This window comes from Methylobacterium sp. E-041 (genome assembly GCF_022829665.1).
Taxonomy (GTDB): domain Bacteria; phylum Pseudomonadota; class Alphaproteobacteria; order Rhizobiales; family Beijerinckiaceae; genus Methylobacterium.
The window spans coordinates 50,782-67,870 of the sequence record NZ_JAKSYQ010000115.1 but is presented as its reverse complement, the minus strand read 5'-3'; the positions used below and the strand labels follow the sequence as shown (position 1 = coordinate 67,870).

The 17,089-nt window shown below is 68.5% G+C and carries 18 protein-coding genes and 1 pseudogene; 18 read left to right on the top strand and 1 reads right to left on the bottom strand.

What is annotated here, in order from left to right; all coding sequences use genetic code 11:
* Window positions 1-2 precede the first annotated feature (2 nt).
* The 12 genes from MKK70_RS10585 (at window position 3) to MKK70_RS30845 (ending at window position 10,832) form a co-directional block, all read left to right on the top strand.
* Entirely contained in the window at window positions 3-950 is a 948-nt protein-coding gene (locus MKK70_RS10585) for a PDR/VanB family oxidoreductase (protein WP_243947487.1), read from the top strand.
* A gap of 221 nt (window positions 951-1,171) precedes the next feature.
* The gene (locus MKK70_RS10580; protein WP_147843117.1) at window positions 1,172-1,936 is read left to right on the top strand and encodes a GntR family transcriptional regulator; all 765 of its coding nucleotides are present in this window, start codon (window positions 1,172-1,174) and stop codon (window positions 1,934-1,936) included.
* A complete protein-coding gene (locus MKK70_RS10575; protein WP_243936807.1) occupies window positions 1,933-2,703 on the top strand; it encodes an ABC transporter ATP-binding protein in 771 nt (256 codons plus the stop codon). Before MKK70_RS10580 ends, MKK70_RS10575 begins: the two co-directional genes overlap by 4 nt.
* 17 nt (window positions 2,704-2,720) lie before the next feature.
* On the top strand, window positions 2,721-3,530 hold the full coding sequence (locus MKK70_RS10570; protein ID WP_243947485.1) for an ABC transporter permease: 810 nt from the start codon (window positions 2,721-2,723) through the stop codon (window positions 3,528-3,530).
* Window positions 3,527-4,591, top strand: coding sequence for an ABC transporter substrate-binding protein (locus MKK70_RS10565; RefSeq protein WP_243947483.1), 1,065 nt, complete (start codon window positions 3,527-3,529; stop codon window positions 4,589-4,591). Before MKK70_RS10570 ends, MKK70_RS10565 begins: the two co-directional genes overlap by 4 nt.
* 38 nt (window positions 4,592-4,629) lie before the next feature.
* Window positions 4,630-5,646 (top strand): zinc-binding dehydrogenase, encoded by a 1,017-nt coding sequence (locus MKK70_RS10560; protein ID WP_243936802.1) that lies wholly within the window; start codon window positions 4,630-4,632, stop codon window positions 5,644-5,646.
* Window positions 5,647-5,661: 15 nt separating this feature from the next.
* Complete coding sequence (locus MKK70_RS10555; RefSeq protein ID WP_147726782.1) at window positions 5,662-6,081, top strand: PaaI family thioesterase; 420 nt, start codon at window positions 5,662-5,664, stop codon at window positions 6,079-6,081.
* Window positions 6,082-6,133: 52 nt separating this feature from the next.
* Window positions 6,134-6,940 carry a VOC family protein gene (locus MKK70_RS10550; protein ID WP_243947481.1) on the top strand — a complete coding sequence of 269 codons (807 nt, stop codon included), beginning with the start codon at window positions 6,134-6,136 and terminating at the stop codon, window positions 6,938-6,940.
* Entirely contained in the window at window positions 6,937-8,481 is a 1,545-nt protein-coding gene (locus MKK70_RS10545) for a class I adenylate-forming enzyme family protein (protein ID WP_243947479.1), read from the top strand. The genes MKK70_RS10550 and MKK70_RS10545 overlap by 4 nt, the downstream gene beginning before the upstream one ends.
* Entirely contained in the window at window positions 8,478-9,548 is a 1,071-nt protein-coding gene (locus MKK70_RS10540) for a PLP-dependent cysteine synthase family protein (protein WP_147726778.1), read from the top strand. Before MKK70_RS10545 ends, MKK70_RS10540 begins: the two co-directional genes overlap by 4 nt.
* 103 nt (window positions 9,549-9,651) lie before the next feature.
* Window positions 9,652-10,452 (top strand): aldolase, encoded by an 801-nt coding sequence (locus MKK70_RS10535; protein ID WP_243947477.1) that lies wholly within the window; start codon window positions 9,652-9,654, stop codon window positions 10,450-10,452.
* Between the two features lie 47 nt (window positions 10,453-10,499).
* A complete protein-coding gene (locus MKK70_RS30845; protein WP_313899086.1) occupies window positions 10,500-10,832 on the top strand; it encodes a Rieske (2Fe-2S) protein in 333 nt (110 codons plus the stop codon).
* Window positions 10,833-10,925: 93 nt separating this feature from the next.
* Here MKK70_RS30845 and MKK70_RS10525 read toward each other — a convergent pair whose 3' ends face one another.
* On the bottom strand, window positions 10,926-11,885 hold the full coding sequence (locus MKK70_RS10525) for a GlxA family transcriptional regulator (protein ID WP_243947475.1): 960 nt from the start codon (window positions 11,883-11,885) through the stop codon (window positions 10,926-10,928).
* 210 nt (window positions 11,886-12,095) lie between these two features.
* Here MKK70_RS10525 and solA point away from each other — a divergent pair, with 210 nt between their 5' ends.
* From solA to MKK70_RS10495, 6 genes and pseudogenes are all read left to right on the top strand, one after another.
* Window positions 12,096-13,265, top strand: coding sequence for an N-methyl-L-tryptophan oxidase (gene solA / locus MKK70_RS10520; protein WP_147843109.1), 1,170 nt, complete (start codon window positions 12,096-12,098; stop codon window positions 13,263-13,265).
* Between the two features lie 65 nt (window positions 13,266-13,330).
* Complete coding sequence (locus MKK70_RS10515; protein WP_243947467.1) at window positions 13,331-14,164, top strand: transporter substrate-binding domain-containing protein; 834 nt, start codon at window positions 13,331-13,333, stop codon at window positions 14,162-14,164.
* A 37-nt stretch (window positions 14,165-14,201) separates the two neighbouring features.
* Complete coding sequence (locus tag MKK70_RS10510) at window positions 14,202-14,951, top strand: amino acid ABC transporter permease (RefSeq protein WP_243947465.1); 750 nt, start codon at window positions 14,202-14,204, stop codon at window positions 14,949-14,951.
* On the top strand, window positions 14,948-15,817 hold the full coding sequence (locus MKK70_RS10505; protein WP_243947463.1) for an amino acid ABC transporter permease: 870 nt from the start codon (window positions 14,948-14,950) through the stop codon (window positions 15,815-15,817). The genes MKK70_RS10510 and MKK70_RS10505 overlap by 4 nt, the downstream gene beginning before the upstream one ends.
* Before the next feature lie 18 nt (window positions 15,818-15,835).
* Entirely contained in the window at window positions 15,836-16,600 is a 765-nt protein-coding gene (locus MKK70_RS10500; RefSeq protein ID WP_279593287.1) for an amino acid ABC transporter ATP-binding protein, read from the top strand.
* A gap of 129 nt (window positions 16,601-16,729) precedes the next feature.
* Window positions 16,730-17,044, top strand: a pseudogene (locus tag MKK70_RS10495) (amidase); the annotation flags it as partial.
* Window positions 17,045-17,089: the final 45 nt, after the last annotated feature.

Below are 17,089 nucleotides of genomic sequence, written 5' to 3'. Positions count from 1 at the left end.
CCGTGAACGCGCGCCTCGTCATGAAGCTGCAGGTCGCGGCGGCCGTCGCGACTACGCCGGACGTGTTGCACCTCACCCTGGTTCATCCGCGCCGGCCGGAACTCCCGGCCTGGACGGCGGGCGCCCACGTCGACCTGCGTCTCCCCGACGGGCGCGTGCGCCAATACTCGCTGTGCGGCGACCCGGCCGATCGCGGCCGCTACGAGATCGCGGTCAAGCACGAGACGCCGGGGCGCGGCGGCTCGGCCTGGGTGCACGGCAACCTCGCGCCCGGGGCTGTTGCGGACGTCTCGGCGCCGCGCAACAACTTTCCCCTGGCGACGGGCGCACAGCGGCATGTCCTGGTGGCGGGCGGCATCGGCGCGACGCCGCTCCTCGCCATGGCACGCACGCTGTCGGCTCACGGTGCCGATTTTGAGCTCCATCTTTGCGCGCGCTCCATGATTCATGCGCCGCTTCTGGCAGACCTGCGAACTGTCTGCGGGCCGCGCCTGCACGACTGGTTCTCCGAGGAAGGCCGGCGCTTCCATCCGGCGCTCCTGCGCGGCCCCGACGCGAACACCCATGTCTACGCTTGCGGTCCTCGCCGCCTCACTGACGCCGTGCAGGCGGCGCTCGCCGCAAATGGCTGGCCGCCCGAGCAAGTCCATGTCGAGCACTTCGCCGCCGTCTCAGACGAAAACTTCAAGCCGGAACCATTCGGCGCGCGGATCGCCTCCACCGGCGCTGTACTCCACGTGCCGGCGGACCGTTCGCTCCTCGATGTGCTGCGCGAACACGGTTTCTCCCTGCCCTCCTCGTGCGAACTCGGTGTCTGCGGCGCCTGCGAATGCGGCTACCGCGACGGCACGGTGATCCACCGCGATGCGGTGCTCCCGATCGGGAAACGCCAGGATCGGATGACCCCGTGTGTCTCGCGCGCCCGCGTCGGCGTGACCCTGGACCTTTGACGGGCCCGCGATGGATCGACGGGGCGTTCGCGTGATGGTCGAGGGGAAAATTCCAAGAACAGGTCACGAAGCAGTCGTAAGCTGCTCACGATATGGGCGGCAAGGGGATATTTTATGCTAAACCACTGATGCTCATCAATTTTGTTGGCGCTTCTCTGAAAGCCTGGCTACGTTGGCTGGGTCTCGTGCGCTGATCACGAGGCTGCCGTGAGGTGGTGAAGATGCCGCGCAAGTCTGAGGACGGAGCCTTCCCGCGCCAACCGGACGTCCTGACGGTGCCCCCGGCGACCCTGCGCGGGAACCAAGCCTACGACGTTCTGCGCCGCGCGATCGTCTCGTGCCGGATCCTGCCGGGCATGCGCTTCACCGAGGCCGAAGTGATGGAGCGTTACGAACTCGGCAAGGCGAGTTGCCGGATTGCGCTGCAACGGCTGATCCAGGAGGGCTTCGTCGCTTCGATGCCGCGGCAGGGCTACCGGGCGGCCCCCGTCACCGTGAGGGATGTCGACGAGGTTTTCGCGCTCCGCGTTGTCCTGGAGCCGCTGGCCGCGCGGGGGGCAGCCGGCCGCGTAAACCGGGCCCAGCTCGAACGGCTGGAGCGGGCCTGCCGCGACCGTGCCGTGACCGACGTCGGCAACCAGATCGACTTCTTCCTCGAAGCCAACCGCAGCTTCCACATGGCGATCGCGGTCTCGGCCGGTAACCAGCGCCTGTGCCGGACGCTGTCGGGCCTCCTCGACGAGATGACCCGGCTCGTTGCGCTGGGGTTCGGCGTGCAGGGCGTCCGGCCGAACATCGAGAATGACCACAGCCTGATGATCGAATGCCTAGTCGCCGGCGATGCCGACGGAGCAGAAGATGTGGCGCGCCGTCACGTCGAGACGTTCCGCGAGATGACGATGCAAAAGGTCGTCCAGAGCCTTCGTGATACCGCCGCCCTCGTGCCGATCGATGCGGCGCTCCAGAGCGGCGACGGCTCCGCATGAGCGTCGTTTCAATCAGGGGCGTGAACAAATGGTTCGACCGGCGCGAGGGCGAGCCACTCCATGTTCTGCAGAACATCGACATCGAGGTGCCGGCGAGGGCGATCGTCGCGCTGCTCGGAGCCTCAGGATGCGGCAAGAGTACCCTCCTGAACATCATCGCCGGACTGATCCCGCCCGACAGCGGAACCGTGCTTCTCGACGATGTGCCGTCCGCCGAATTCCGGAACTGGCACTCGATGACCTACATGTTCCAGGAGGATCGGCTGCTGCCCTGGCGCACGGCGGCCCAGAACGTCGCGTTCGGGCTCGAGGCTGAGAGCCTTCCCGCGACGGAGCGGCGCCGGCGCGCCCGCGAGACGTTGGCCCTCGTCGGGCTCGCCGGCTTTGAGGACGTCTATCCGCACGAGTTGTCCGGCGGCATGCGCAGCCGCGTCGCCCTCGCGCGCAGCCTCGTAACCGAGCCGGCGATCCTCCTGATGGACGAGCCGTTCTCCAAGCTCGACCCGTCGATCCGGGCGCAGATGCATGCCGAGGTCCTGCGCATCGCGAGCCTGCGGAAGATGACGCTGATCTTCGTCACCCACGACGTCGAGGAGGCGATCGTCCTCGCCGACCACGTCGTCGTCTTGCATCCGCGTCCCGGGCGCGTCGGCGAGGCGCGTGCGATCGATCTGCCCTATCCGCGCAACCCGCTGGCGCCGGACGTCGCCGAGGCGGTGCGCGGCCTGCGCCTCGCCCTCGCAGGCTTGAGTCCCGCGTCATGCTAGAGCGGACGCCCCCACCCTTGCGCACGCCGCCATCCCTCCGCGCGACGCGCCGCGCCGCGACCAGATCGCGTCGCCTGCGCCTCGTCGCGATGCGCTTCGGCCTGATCGCTCTTGGGCTGGCCGCCTGGCAGGCGGCATCACTGCACGCGCCGAGCTTCGTCCTGCCGAGCCCCGCCCGAGTCTGGGGCGCGTGGTGCGCGCTCGTCGCCTCGAAGAGCTTTGCCACCGACCTCGGCATCACCTTCGGCCGCGTCGCATCCGGCTTCGCGCTGGCCGCTTTGGTCGGGCTTCCGCTCGGACTGCTGCTCGGTGCGAGCCGGGCGCTGGGCGCGTTCTTCGAACCGGTCCTGACGGTTGTGAACACGGTTTCCTCGACCATCTGGGCGATCTTCGCGCTGATCTGGTTCGGGCTGTCGAACTGGACCACGATCTTCGTGGTGTTCATGACCGCGATGCCGCTGATCCTGACCAACGTCTGGCAGGGCACGCGGACGGTGAACGCCGACTACCTCGAACTCGCGCGCACCTTCCGCATGCCGCGGTGGAAAGTGCTCTTCAAGGTCTATCTCCCGACGATCCTGCCGTCGTTCTTCTCGGGCGCACGCCTCGCCTTCGGGTTCGGCGCACGCGTCAGCCTGGTGGCCGAGTCCCTCGGGGCCAGCAGCGGCATCGGCTACCGCCTGCGGCAGGCCGCCGACCTCGTCCAGACCGATCAGGTCTTCGCGTGGACGCTCACCCTAGTCACGCTGATGATCGGGCTTGAATCCCTCGTGCTGAAGCCCCTGGAGCGGCGTCTCTTCGCCTGGAAGCGGACCGCGCAGACATGACCATCGCCCTTCGCCACCGCCCCCTCGGTGCCTTCGACCGCGACGACCACGACCTTTGGAGACGTGCCTCGATGACCGTGATGAAACGCGTCGGCCTGGTCGCCGCAGCCCTCGCGAGCCTTGCCGCCGCACCATGCCCCGCACGCGCCGAGACCGTGCGGATCGGCTACTGGAGTTCCGGGGTGAGCCTCGGCTTCGGGGCCGTCCTCGAAGCCGGCAAGTTCATGGAGAAGGAAGGGCTCACCGTCGAGTACCTCAAGTTCCCGGACGTGAACGCGCCGACCAAGGCCATGGCCGCGGGCGCGATCGATTTCGCCATCGCTGCCAGCGCGGGAACGTCCTTCAGCGTCGCCTCCGACGGCCTCCCCCTCAGCATCGTGCTGGCGACCCAGGTGGCCGACCTCGACTTCGTCGTCCCGGAAGCCTCGCCGATCCGGACGATGGCCGACCTGAAGGGCAAGAAGATCGGGACCTCGCCCTCGGGCAGCGCCACCGCGGCGATCACCTCCGCGATCCTGGAGACGAATTACGGCATCAAGCCCTCGGACTACGAAAGCGTGCCGGGCAACGATCCGCGGCTGGCGCAATTCCTGGCGCAGAAGGACATCGACGCGGCCGCCCTGCGCACGGTCACCCTGGCCCTGCTGCCCGATGCCAAGCTGCGCAAGCTCGGCTCCTTCCGCGCCGAGTGGAAGGCGATCACCAAGCAGGACGCGCCGCCCGTCCTCGGCGTCGGGCTGATGCGCAACGACTGGCTCAAGGCCAACCCCGCGGGGGCCGCCAAGGTCGTCGCCGCCATGCGCAAGGCCTACGAGTTCGGCAAGGGTGACAAGGCCGCGGTTGCACAGGCGCTCATGGCGGCGGCCAACCTCGGCGAAGCCGACGCGAAGGCCTACGCCGCCCTCTGGGATCACATCTACACCGTCAGCATGGAGCCGGCCGACGTCGCCTCCCTGAAGAACGAGTTCGCGGTGTTCAAGGCCATCGGCGTCGTCAAGGGCGACCTGCCCGACGCCGCGCTGGTGACCGGCCCCTACGAGGCGTCGAAGGCGATCCGGTGACCGCCCGCGCCATTCAACGATCAACCGGAGGAGACAGCATGTCCGAGACGATGAAGGCCCTCGTGCTTCGCCAGCATGGCGAGATCAGCGACCTCGCCGTCGTCCACGACCACCCGAAGCCGAAGGCCGGCCCCGGCGAAGTCGTGATCCGGGTCGGCGCCTCGTCGTTCAACTACCACGACGTCTTCACCGTGAAGGGCATGCCCGGCATCAAGGTACCGTTTCCGGTGGTGATCGGCCTCGACATGGCCGGGCAGGTTGTCGAACTCGGCGAGGGCGTCGCGAACTGGAAGGCGGGCGACCGCGTCCTCGTCAACCCGCTCAACAAGGCCAAGGGCCTGATGGGCGAGATGATGGACGGCGGCATGGCTGAATACTGCCGCGTCTCCGCCGACCAACTGATCGCGATGCCCCCGGACGTGAGCTACGCCGACGCGGCGTCCCTGCCGGTGGCCTACGGCACCGCGCACCGGATGCTGATCACCCACAAGACGGTCAAGGCGGGCGACCGGGTCCTGATCCTCGGCGCCAGCGGCGGCGTCGGCACCGGATGCGTGATGCTGGCCAAGCAACTTGGCGCCGAGGTGATCGCCTGCGCCGGCAGCGCCGACAAGATGGCGCGCCTGACCGAACTCGGCGCCGACCACGTCGTCAACTACCGCGAGACCGACTTCTCGAAATGGGCGATCCAGACCTACGGCAAGCCCCAGCGGCGCACCTACGAGGGCGGCGTGGACGTGGTCATCAACTTCACCGGCGGCGACACCTGGGTGCCGTCGCTGAAGTGCCTGAAGCGAGGCGGGACCCTGCTGGTCTGCGGCGCCACCGCCGGCCACGATCCGAAGGAGGATCTCCGCTACGTCTGGAGCTTCGAACTCAAGATCGTCGGGTCCAACAGCTTCTACGACGACGACCTCTCGGCGTTGATGGACATGATCCAGGCCGGCACGCTCAAGCCGGTCGTCGACAAGGTGCTCTCCCTCGAAGAGGCCGCCGAGGGCCTTCGCATGATCCAGGACCGCGAGGTCATGGGCAAGATCGTCGTCGCTCCTTAGGACCGGATCAACAGCATGTCGGACACCTCACTCACCAAGGAACAGGTCGAGGCGCTGCTTCTGCGCGGGCCGTTCCACCAGTGGCTCGGCCTCGGCGTCGTGGCCGTCGGCGAGGGCACAATCGAACTCGCGGCCACGTGGCGTCCGGAATGGGTCGTCAACGCCGAGAAGGGCTACACGCACGGCGGCATCCTCGCGACGCTGGTCGACCTCACGGCCGACTGGGCGCTGGTGTCGAAGACCGGACGCGGCGTGCCGACGGTGGACCTGCGCGTCGACTACCATCGGGCGGCGATGCAGGGGAACCTGCGCTGCCTTGGCAAGGTCGTGAAGTTCGGCGGCCAGATCTCGGTCGCCGAGGCGCAGATCCTCGACGCCGAGGGCCGCCTGCTAGCCAGCGGGCGCGGCGTCTACATGACGGCACCGGCGAAGTGATCGTGCCGACCAGCGCCGGCGAACGGATCGCGCTTTCTAGGGGGCGGACGGCATGAGCCGCCCCGCGAGCCGATCCGCCTATGACGGACTGGACCATGTCGTCGTCAACGCGATGCGCGACATGGACGCCGCCGCGGAGACCTTCACGGCGCTCGGCTTCCGGCTGACGCCGCGCGGGCATCACTCGCTCGGATCGATCAACCACCTGATGATGACGCGGGGGCCGTATCTCGAGCTGGTCGGTGTGCCGGAAACCGGGCTCCAGCGCCGCGACGTACTCGACTCGCCCTTCGGCCTGAACGGCCTCGTCATCGCCAGCGGCGATGCGGACGCGAGCTTCGCGCGGCTGAGCCGGACCGGGCTGCCTGTCGAGACGCCGGCGACGTTCTCCCGCCCGGTGACCGTCGCCGGGCGGACCGAAGAGGCGCGCTTCCGCACCGTTCGGTTTCCCGCCCACCTCTTCCCGGCGGGCCGGATCTACCATTGCGAGCACCTGACGCCGGACCTCGTCTGGCGACCGGAATGGTTCGCCCACCCCAACGGCTTCAACTGGATCGATCGGGTCGTCGTCACGAGCCGCGATCCCGAGGCGGAGGCCGTCCGCTACGCGGCCGCCTGCAACGCGCTCGCGCAGCCCGATGCCGACGGGTGGTCCATCCGGCTCGGGGACTTCCACCTCCACGTCGTCGCCGGCGGCGCGCCGCGCTTCTTCGAACTGGGGTTGCGCTTCGATACCCTGGAGGAGATCGAGCACCGGGCCCGTGCCCTGCCGGGGGCCCTGTGGCTTCGCCACGACGCCGCCCGCGCAACCCTGACGCTCGCCGCCCTCGACCTTCTCGTGACCTGCCGGAGTTCATGATGAGCCGCGCCGACGCGATCGACAACCTCGGCGCCCTCGTCGACCGCTCCGGCGATCCGGACCGGCCGGTCTTCATCGGGTTCGACGGCGAGGCGCGCGAGACCGTGATGACCCGCGCCGGCCTCGACGCGATGGCCGACGCGTTCGCCCGCGGTCTCCTGCGCGGGGGACTCGCGCGCGGCGACCGGATCGCGATCCTCGCGGCGAACCGGCCCGAGACTGTCGCCCTCGTCCTTGGAGCCATGCGGGCCGGGATCGTGCCCACACCGGTAAATCACAAGTTTCCCGCGTCGACGGTGGCGTGGGTGATCGCCGATTGCGGCGCCCGCCTCGTCGTCTGCGACGCCGCCCGGCACGCGGCCTTCGCGGGTGCCGTCCCCATCGCCGTCTTCGACCGCGACGGTCCGGATGGGCTGGCATCCTGGCTCGACCCCGGCGCGTTCGAGGCTGTTCGGCCGTGGGCCGACGAGGCGGCGCTCTGCCTCTATACCTCGGGGTCGACGGGGCGGCCCAAGGGGGTGATGTTGGGCCATGCCGCCCACCTCTGGGTGGTGCGCACGCGGATGGCGGAGGCGGACCTCCGCGCTGAGCGCCTGCTCATTGCCGCGCCGCTCTACCACATGAACGCGCTGGCCCTAGCGCTCCTGGTCTGCGCCTCCGGATCGAGCGCGGTGCTGCTCCCGCAATTCGACGCGAAGCGCTACATCGCGGCGGTCGGGCGATACGGCTGCACCTGGCTCACCGCCGTGCCGCCGATGATCGCGATGATGCTGCGCGAGGCGGGCGCCCTGGCCGAAGCCGACCTCTCGGGGGTCCGCACCCTGCGCATGGGCTCTGCGCCGGTGAACGAGACCCTCATGGACCAGACCCGGACGCTGCTTCCGAACGCCCGGATCATCAACGCCTACGGCACGACCGAGGGCGGTCCGATCGTCTTTTCCGGCCATCCCTCGGGCCTTCCCATCCCGGTCGGCTCGGTCGGCCACCCGCATCCCCAGGTGCCCGTCCGCCTGGTCGGGCCGGAGGCGCCGGACCTCGGCGTGCTGCAGTTGAAGAGTCCGGCGATCATGCTCGGCTACCACCACCGCCCGGACACCCCTTCCCCGATCACGTCCGACGGCTACTACGACACCGGCGACGTGTTCCGCCGCGATGCGGAGGGATTCTACTTCTTCGTCGGCCGTGCCGACGACATGTTCGTCTCGGGCGGCGAAAACATCTTCCCCGGGGAGGTCGAGACGGTGATCGAGACGCATCCGGACGTGCTCCAGGCCTGCGTCGTGCCGGTGGAGGACGCGATCAAGGGGACGAAGCCCGTCGCCTTCGTGGTGCGCCGCCCGGGCGCGGCCGTCACCGAGGCGGAGGTCAAGAGCCACGTGCTCGCCCACGCCCCAGCCTACCAGCACCCGCGCCGGGTCTGGTTCCTCCAGGGTATGCCCCTCGCCGCGACGGGCAAGATCGACCGCAAGGCGCTCCTCTCGCAGGCCGAGGCGGATCTGCGCAAGGCGGATCTGCGCGGCTCTGATGCGACCGGCTCATGAGCCGTCCGACCGATAGGGACCGACCCTGGGTCTCCCAGGCGATCCGGCGGATCGAGGCCGACATCAACCGCTCGGCGGACACGCACCTGATCCGGCTGCCCCTTCCGCACGCCCCCGGGATCGAGCTCTATCTCAAGGACGAGTCGAGCCATCCCACCGGCAGCCTGAAGCACCGCCTCGCCCGCTCGCTGTTCCTCTACGCCCTGTGCAACGGCTGGATCGGCCCCGAGACGACGATCGTCGAGTCCTCCAGCGGCTCGACGGCCATCTCGGAAGCGTATTTCGCACGTCTGCTCGGGCTGCGCTTCTTCGCGGTAATGCCGCGCTCGACCTCGGCCGAGAAGGTCGCCACGATCGCCTTCCACGGCGGAGAACCACACCTCATCGACGGCGGGAACGTCAGCGACGCTGCCCAATCGCTCGCCGGCGAGATCGGCGGCCATTACATGGACCAGTTCACCTTCGCCGAACGGGCGACGGACTGGCGCGGCAACAACAACATCGCCGAATCGATCTTCGCGCAGATGGCCCTGGAGGACGCCCCGGTCCCGGCCTGGATCGTCTGCGGCGCCGGCACCGGCGGTACGTCCGCGACCCTCGGCCGGTACATCCGCTACCGCACCTACCCGACGCGCCTGTGCGTCGCTGACCCGGACGGCTCGGTGTTTCACCGCCATCACGCCGACCGGACGGTCCAGGGCGTTCCCGCCTGCGGCAGCGTCATCGAGGGCGTCGGCCGGGCGCGGGTCGAGCCGTCCTTCATCCCTGACCTGATCGACCGCATGATCGCGGTGCCCGACGCGGCCAGCATCGCCGCGGCCCGGATGACGAGTGCCCGCCTCGGCCGACCCTGCGGCGGCTCAACGGGCACGAACGTTTGGGCTTGCCTGCATCTCGTCGAGGAGATGCGCGCGCGCGGCGAAACCGGATCGGTCGTCACTTTGCTCTGCGATTCCGGGGAGCGCTATCGCTCGACGCTCTACGACGACGGCTGGCTCGCCGCCCGGGGTATCGATCTCACGGAAGCCGAGACGCGCCTGGCCGCCTTGTTCGGGACCCTGGCATGACGGTGCCGCCTGCCCCGCAGCCTACAGTCGACGCCCCGAAACGCCACGCTGCCGGGTTCCCCCGATCCACCACGCGCCGGCGAACCCGAATGGAGACGACGCAATGGCCCACGCACTGTCTTCTGGCACCAACGGTCCCGTCGCGGGCCACGGGGCGAACCAGCCCGATCTTGACCGCCCCGAGATCCGCGAGGCCAGGGCCGACCTGGCCGCCTGCTTCCGCATGGCGGCCCGTCATGGGCTCGAGGAGGGCATCTGCAACCATTTCTCCGCCCTGGTGCCGGGTTACGACGATCTCTTCCTCGTCAATCCCTACGGCTACGCCTTCTCGGAGATGACCGCGTCCAAGCTCCTGGTCTGCGACCTCCACGGCACCGTCGTCGCGGGCGAGGGGCAGCCCGAGGCGACGGCGTTCTTCATCCACGCCCGGATCCACGCTCGCATCCCGCGGGCGCGCGTCGCCTTCCACACGCATATGCCCTACGCCACCGCCCTCTCGATGACGGAGGGCGAGCCGCTGATCTTCGCCGGCCAGACCGCGCTCAAGTTCTACGGCCGCACCGCGGTCGACCGCCACTACAACGGGCTCGCTCTCGACACCCGAGAGGGCGACCGCATCGCCGACGCCGTGGGCGAGGCCGACATCATCTTCATGAAGCATCACGGGGTGATGGTCTTGGGACCCACCATCGCCGAGGTCTGGGACGACCTCTACTATCTCGAACGGGCGGCCGAGGTGCAGACCCTGGCCCTCTCCACCGGGCGGCAAGTCCTCCCCGTGGAACCCGCGATCGCCGAAGCTGCGTACCGCCAGATGCGCGCCGGCGATCCCGAATCTGCCCGTCTGCACCTTGCCGCGATCCGAAGGACCCTGGATCGCGAGGAGCCGGCATACCGGGATTGAGGCGACGGACGTAAACGACGGAACGGGCGACCTGATCGCCAATCCGCATGTTCGCGACGCCTACCTCGGTGGCTGACCTGGAACGGCCCGTGCGGATGCACCTCGGTCCTCTCCACCTTAGCGATGAGGCCGCACCGATACCGATCCTCGTGAGAGGGCGACATCTGATCCTCATGCGGGACGGCGAAAGGCTCGTCGCGGCGGAGCGGGCCTGCCCTCACGAAGGCGCCGACTTGTCGCTCGGACGCTGCGCGGCGGGCCGGATCCATTGTCCGAGGCACCTAGCCTCCTTCGACCTCGCATCAGGAGCGGTCTCGCCGGGCTGGTCCTTGCGTGCGCTTCGCCTTTACCGCGTGATCCGAGCGAATGATGGTCTCTGAACCACTATGGACTAGACCCGCGTGAAGCACTTCCTGCGCGGCCTGGAGCAGGTCGCCGTGTCCCGTTCGGACCGCACATGCTTCGCGCGACGCCTAACGCTCTGCGGACGGCGCGCAGCCGAAGCTCGTTCGATAGCTGCGGGAGAAGTGGGCGATACTCGAAAACCCGCAAGCCGTCGCGATTTCGCCGATCCTGAGCGGGCTCTGGCGAAGCAGACGCCGGGCGTGGGCGAGGCGGATCGCCTTGTACTGCGCCGAGAAGCTGAGGCCGCACTTCTCCCGGACCAACCGATCGAGATGGCGCTCGCTGAGTGCGGCGAGACCGGCCATCGCGCGCCGGCTGAGCGGTGCCTCGACGGTCGTCTCCATGGTCTCGAGGACGGTCAGCAGGGCGGGGTGATGGACCGCGTAGCGCTCGGCCGTGGACGCTCGCTGCGGATCGGCCGCGGCGCCGATTGCCGTGTGGAGAAACCAGTCCGAGACGCGCCGCGCGAACGCCTCGCCCATGCGCCCGGCGATCAGGGTATGGATCATGTCCAGGGGGGCGACGCCGCCGCCGCAGGTGAGACGGTCCGGATCGGTGACATAACGTGCGTGCGCGAGGCGCGAAGTCGGGAACGCTTCGACCGTAGCGCCGGCATATTCCCAGTGGACTGTGAAGGGACGATCCGAAAGGAGCCCGGCTGCGGCCATCACGTAAGGGCCGCCGGAGATCCCTCCGATGCGCACGCCGAACCGGGCCAGACGCCGCAGCACGGCGTGGATGACGGGTCGGTCCCACGCGGTCGGTTCTCCGCCGGCGCAGACGAAGACGGTATGGAGACGCCCGTGCTCGCGGGGCAGCCCCTCCGTCGGCACTTCCGCCCCGGAGGAGGATGCGATCCGGCCCTCTCCCGTCTCTCCGAAGTAGCGCAGCCGGTAGAGGTCGCGGCCGGCGAGTTGATTGGCGGCCCGGAACGGTTCGCATGCTGAGGCGAACGACAGAAGCGCGAAGCCGGGAAGCAGAAGGAAGCCGATTTCCTGGGTACGGTCCCCCGACGCCGCGACTCCCACACCCGCCGTTTTCTCCGCACCCTGTCCCATAGGCACAAAAAACCGTCTCTTGACGACAAGCGCAACGGCGAAGGTCGATCATGCTGGCCACCATTCGCCGTTTTCGCCGAGGGACGCACGCCAAATGCCCGGTTCCGTCGTCCCCACGCTGCATCCGTCTCCGACACGGGCTGCGCGCCGTTGCGGGTTCCCGCAGCAGGAAGCCGCCTGATGGCCGGACGGGTCGACGTCGCCGTGCTGGGCCTCGGCGCGATGGGAAGCGCGGCCCTCTATCAATTGGCGCGAAGGGGCGCCTCCGTGATCGGCCTCGATCGCTTCGCACCGCCCCATACCCTCGGGTCGAGCCACGGCGAGACGCGGATCACCCGCCAGGCCGTCGGCGAGGGGAGCGACTACGTCCCCTTCGTCATCGCCTCCCATCGCATCTGGCGCGAGCTCGAGGCGGAGACCGGGGAGCCCCTCCTGAACGCCTGCGGCGCCCTCGTCATGGCTCCCGGCGACGGCGTCTCTTCTCACCACGGCAAGCCGGATTTCGTCGGCCGCTCGGTAAGTGCGGCACGCAGGTTCGGGATCGCGCACGAGGTGCTCGACGGTGCGGCTGTCGCCCGTCGCTTTCCGCTATTCCTGAACCTCGCCGGCGACGAGAAGGCCTATTACGAGCCCGGCGGCGGCTACGTCTTCCCCGAGCGATGCGTTGCCGTGCAGTTGCGGCGCGCGGGCGAACGGGGTGCCGAGATCCGGACGGGGTGCGAAGTCCTGGCCCTGCACCAGGACGCGGCCGGCGTGCATGTCAAGACGGCCGACGGCAGCATCCTCGCGGACCGCGCCGTCGTCAGCGCCGGCGCGTGGACCGCTCCGCTCCTCGGCCGCCCGTTCGACAGGCTGCTCACGGTCCGGCGCCAGCTCCTGCACTGGTACGCCGTCGACGATGTCTCGGCCTACGGACCCCGGGCTCCGGTCTTCATCTGGATGTACGGTACCGGGGACACCGACTACCTTTACGGCTTCCCGCCGATGCCAGGCGTCCGTTCGATCAAGGTCGCGACCGAGCAGTATGACACGGCCACCACCGCCGATGCGGTCGAGCGCGCCGTCGATCCGGGTGAGTCGGAAGCGATGTATCGGCTGCGCGTAAAGGGGCGCCTCGCCGGTGCGACTGCGGAGGTCGTCCGATCCGCTGCTTGCGTCTACACCGTGACGCCCGACCGCGGCTTCATCATCGACCGCCACCCGGAGATGGACCGGGTGCTCGTGGTCTCCGCTTGCTCCGGCCACGGGTTCAAGCATTCGGCCGGCATCGGTGAGGCCGTGGCCGAGGAAATGACCGGCGGCGGTAGCCCGATTGATCTCGCGCCCTTCGCGCTCGCGCGATTCCAATGATAGGCCTGACGATGGCTCGTCGATTGCTTGACGCGAAACCACACCGCCTGACCAGGACCGATCCGATGCAACAGACGATCCGCGCCCTCATGACTGCCGGCGCGCTGGCCGCCACCTCGGTCTTCGTGTCCCTCGGCGGTGCCGCCGCCGCCGATGGGATCGAAGCGATCAAGCAGCGCGGGACGCTGATTGTCGGCGTCAAGGCCGACTACAAGCCCTTCGGCTTCCGCGATCCGAGCGGAGCGATCATCGGACTCGAGCCGGACCTGGCCGCCGACGTCGCCAAGCGCCTCGGGGTGAAGCTCGAACTGGTGCCGGTGGTCTCGGCCAATCGGATCGAGTTCCTGCAGCAGGGCAAGGTCGACCTGCTGATCGCCACGCTCTCCGACAAGCCGGAACGCCGCCGCGTGATCCAGGCCATCGACCCGCAATACTACTCGGACTTCGTCAACGTGATGCTGCCCAAGACTGCAGGCATTACGGATTGGGCGCAGCTGAAGGGCAAGCCGCTCTGCGCGACCTCCGGTGCCTGGTACAACAAGGACGTGGCGCGCACTTACGGCGCGGAGATCGTCGCCTTCGACGGCTCCGAGAAGCCGCTCTTCGCGCTCAAGCAGGGCAACTGCCTCGGCTACCTCTACGACCAGAGCATGCTGCAGGGTAAGCTCCTCGACGAAGACTGGAAGGCGGCCTACGCCCTCCCCTTGACGGGCATTCTGGATGCGCCGTGGATGATGGCCGTCGCCCCCGGCAACACCTCGCTCCAGACGATGATGGAGGCGACCACCAAGGAATGGATGAAGTCCGGCCTCATCATCGACGAAGAGAAGAAGTGGGGCATCGAGCCGACCAGCTACTCGAAGGCGATGCACGAGAAGTACAAGAACGCGACCAACTGATGCTCCACCCTCAGCAAGCCCGGCCGCGGCGGCCGCGATGATCGACGCGATTCAGGCCTGGTTCCAGCATCTCTACGAGACCACGGGCCTCAACTTCACGATCTTCTACGACCCCTACGACTGGCATCGCTACGTCGGGGGCCTGCGGACGACGCTCATGCTCGGGGTCACCACGATCCTGGCGAGCCTCGCGATCGGCGCGGTCGGCGCACTCCTCCAGAGCAGCCCGTCCCGCCTGCTGCGCGGGCTCGTCAACGGCTTCGTCGTCCTCTTCCGCAACACGCCGCCGCTGGTGCAAATCTTCTTCTTCTACTTCGGCATCGGCACGCTTCTGCCCGCGGCGCAGACCGCGGACGGGCTGCGTGCGCCCATCCTCGACAACGTGCAGTGGGCGATCGTCTCGCTGTCGCTGTTTGCCGGAGCGTTCAACGTCGAGATCTTCCGCTCCGGCATCGAGGCGGTGCCGAAGACCACCGTCGAGGCCGCCGAGGCCCTCGGCTACACCCGGCTGAAGGCCTACCGTCACGTCGTCCTGCCGCTGGCGCTCCGGGTCTGCCTGCCGGCCCTGAACAACAACCTGATCAACCTCCTCAAGACGACGACCCTGGCATATGCCATCGCGGTCCCGGAGACGCTCTACGCCGTCAAGCAGATCTGGTCCGAGTCACAGAACGTGCTGGAGATGATGCTCGTGCTGCTCGCGACCTACGCCGTCCTCGTCGGCGCGCTCGTATGGATCATGCACCGCTGGGAGCAGGCCCTGCGCATTCCGGGATACGGCCGATGAGCGGCCGACACGCGAACGCCCCGCCCGCCCGCGACGCGGGTCGGCCGGGCGATCTACCGGTCCTGCTGCCCTTCGCGTTGTCTCGCAACGGCCCGGCGATCCGGCTTCGCCCGGTCCACGGCTGGCTGCTGTGCGGCCTGGCCGCCGTCGTGCTCCCGGCCTGGGCGCAGGGTGGCGGCGCCGTGTCCTCTCCGTTGGAGGTGGTCATCCGTTGGGCGCCCCTGCTGCTCACGGGCTTCGCCTTTAACGTCGCGATCTCGCTCATGGCGATGCTGCTCGGGACGGTGGCCGGTACGGGGCTCGGCATCGCCATGCTCGCCGAGGGGCGGATCCTGTCGCGCGCCGCCTGGACGGTGACGCAGGTCTTCCGCAACGTGCCGTGGCTGGTGCTGCTGTTCTTCGTGATGTTCCTGGTGCCCTTCCAGGTCACGGTGCTCGGCATGCGTGTGCCGCTGCCGGACTGGATCAAGGCGACGTTCGGGTTCAGCCTTCCGGTGATGGCCAACGTCGCGGAGATCGTCCGCGGTGCGGTGCGCTCCGTGCCGACGACGCAGTGGGAGGCCGCCGAGTCTCTGGCCTTCACCCGCCGGCAGATCCTGTGGCGCATCATCCTGCCGCAATGCGCCAAGCGCATGCTGCCGCCCTGGATGAACGTCTACGCCCTGATCGCGATGGCCACCGTGCAGGCCTCGATCGTCGGCGTCACCGAGATGCTGACGCTCACCGCACAGGTGCATGCAGCCGAGGGGGGAAGGCCTGAGCTGTTCGCGCCGCTCTACGGCTTCGCCCTGCTCTGCTTCTTCTTCTACTGCTATCCGATCGATCGGCTGACCGCCCGCCTCGAACGCCGCTTCGAAACCCGCTGAACCCGATCTCGAGTGACCATGGCTGGTATCCCGCCTTCGACCTGGACGCCCGATCAGCCGATCGTGCAGGTGATCGACGTGCACAAGGCGTTCGGGACGTTCGAAGTCCTGAAGGGAATCAGCTTCGACGTCCGCAAGGGCGAGGTCGTCTGCATCATCGGCCCGTCGGGTTCAGGCAAGTCGACGCTGATCCGGTGCATCAACGCGCTCGTGCCCGTGACGGCGGGCACGATCCGCGTCGCGGGGATCGAGGTCGCCGATCCGAAGCTCGACAAGCTCGCCCTGCGCCGCAAGGTCGGCATGGTGTTTCAGCAGTACAACTTGTTTCCCCACAAGACCGCGCTGGCCAACGTGATGATGGCCCCCATCCACGTCCTGGGCCAAGACCAGCGCGAGGTCGAGGTCCGGGCCCGCGCGCTGCTGGCCAAGGTCCGGCTCGCCGGCAAGGAGGACGCCTACCCGGGCGAACTTTCGGGCGGTCAGCAGCAGCGGGTGGCGATCGCCCGGTCGCTCGCGATGCGGCCCGACGTGATGCTGTTCGACGAGGTCACCGCCGCGCTCGATCCCGAGACCGTCAAGGAGGTACTGGTCACCATCCGCGAACTGGCCGAGGAGGGCATGACCTGCCTGCTCGTGACCCACGAGATGAACTTCGCGCGCGATGTCGCGGACCACATCTACTTCACCGACCGTGGCGTGATCGTCGAGCACGGGTCGCCGGCGACATTCTTCGCGTCTGCCCAGGACGAGCGCACCCGCCGCTTCCTCTCGCAGGTTCTCTGAACCGTAGGGCAATCCGCGCTTCTGCCCTTGCGCCTTTGGCCCAAGCGGGCGCGGTCCCGGTCGACATCCCTCCGAGAGCCTCGGGACGAGGGCTTCGAGGGCGTCTCTGCCGACCCGCCGGGGTACGATGACGGCGAGGTCTGCATCACGGCCTTGGAGACCGGGCTTACCGGCACCTTCCGACTCACCGTCCGCAAGGACCTCGGCTACACATGGCCGTTCGCCGAGCTGATGACGATCGGCCTGCACGAGAGCCTCGACGAGGCGATGCGGCAGACGGTGCGCGAGATGGTGCGCCACGTCTGCGCCCGCACCGGGCTGACCCGCAACCAAGCCTACATGCTGTGCTCGCTCGCCGGGAACCTGCGCATCACCCAGACTGTCGACGGCAACAAGGGCGTGCACATGCTGATGCCGAAGAGTGCCTTGCCGGCCAAGGCTTGAGCGGGACCTCCACGGGGCCACTGCGCCGGCGCCCCGCACGGCGCC

Coding starts and splice junctions, on each gene's coding strand:
- MKK70_RS10575 (WP_243936807.1), top strand. CDS start 1,933: ATGAGCGTCGTTTCAATCAGGGGCGTGAACAAATGGTTCGACCGGCGC.
- MKK70_RS10515 (WP_243947467.1), top strand. CDS start 13,331: ATGCAACAGACGATCCGCGCCCTCATGACTGCCGGCGCGCTGGCCGCC.
- MKK70_RS10565 (WP_243947483.1), top strand. CDS start 3,527: ATGACCATCGCCCTTCGCCACCGCCCCCTCGGTGCCTTCGACCGCGAC.
- MKK70_RS10560 (WP_243936802.1), top strand. CDS start 4,630: ATGTCCGAGACGATGAAGGCCCTCGTGCTTCGCCAGCATGGCGAGATC.
- MKK70_RS10555 (WP_147726782.1), top strand. CDS start 5,662: ATGTCGGACACCTCACTCACCAAGGAACAGGTCGAGGCGCTGCTTCTG.
- MKK70_RS30845 (WP_313899086.1), top strand. CDS start 10,500: ATGTTCGCGACGCCTACCTCGGTGGCTGACCTGGAACGGCCCGTGCGG.
- MKK70_RS10500 (WP_279593287.1), top strand. CDS start 15,836: ATGGCTGGTATCCCGCCTTCGACCTGGACGCCCGATCAGCCGATCGTG.
- MKK70_RS10550 (WP_243947481.1), top strand. CDS start 6,134: ATGAGCCGCCCCGCGAGCCGATCCGCCTATGACGGACTGGACCATGTC.
- MKK70_RS10510 (WP_243947465.1), top strand. CDS start 14,202: ATGATCGACGCGATTCAGGCCTGGTTCCAGCATCTCTACGAGACCACG.
- MKK70_RS10505 (WP_243947463.1), top strand. CDS start 14,948: ATGAGCGGCCGACACGCGAACGCCCCGCCCGCCCGCGACGCGGGTCGG.
- MKK70_RS10535 (WP_243947477.1), top strand. CDS start 9,652: ATGGCCCACGCACTGTCTTCTGGCACCAACGGTCCCGTCGCGGGCCAC.
- MKK70_RS10540 (WP_147726778.1), top strand. CDS start 8,478: ATGAGCCGTCCGACCGATAGGGACCGACCCTGGGTCTCCCAGGCGATC.
- MKK70_RS10580 (WP_147843117.1), top strand. CDS start 1,172: ATGCCGCGCAAGTCTGAGGACGGAGCCTTCCCGCGCCAACCGGACGTC.
- solA (WP_147843109.1), top strand. CDS start 12,096: ATGGCCGGACGGGTCGACGTCGCCGTGCTGGGCCTCGGCGCGATGGGA.
- MKK70_RS10545 (WP_243947479.1), top strand. CDS start 6,937: ATGATGAGCCGCGCCGACGCGATCGACAACCTCGGCGCCCTCGTCGAC.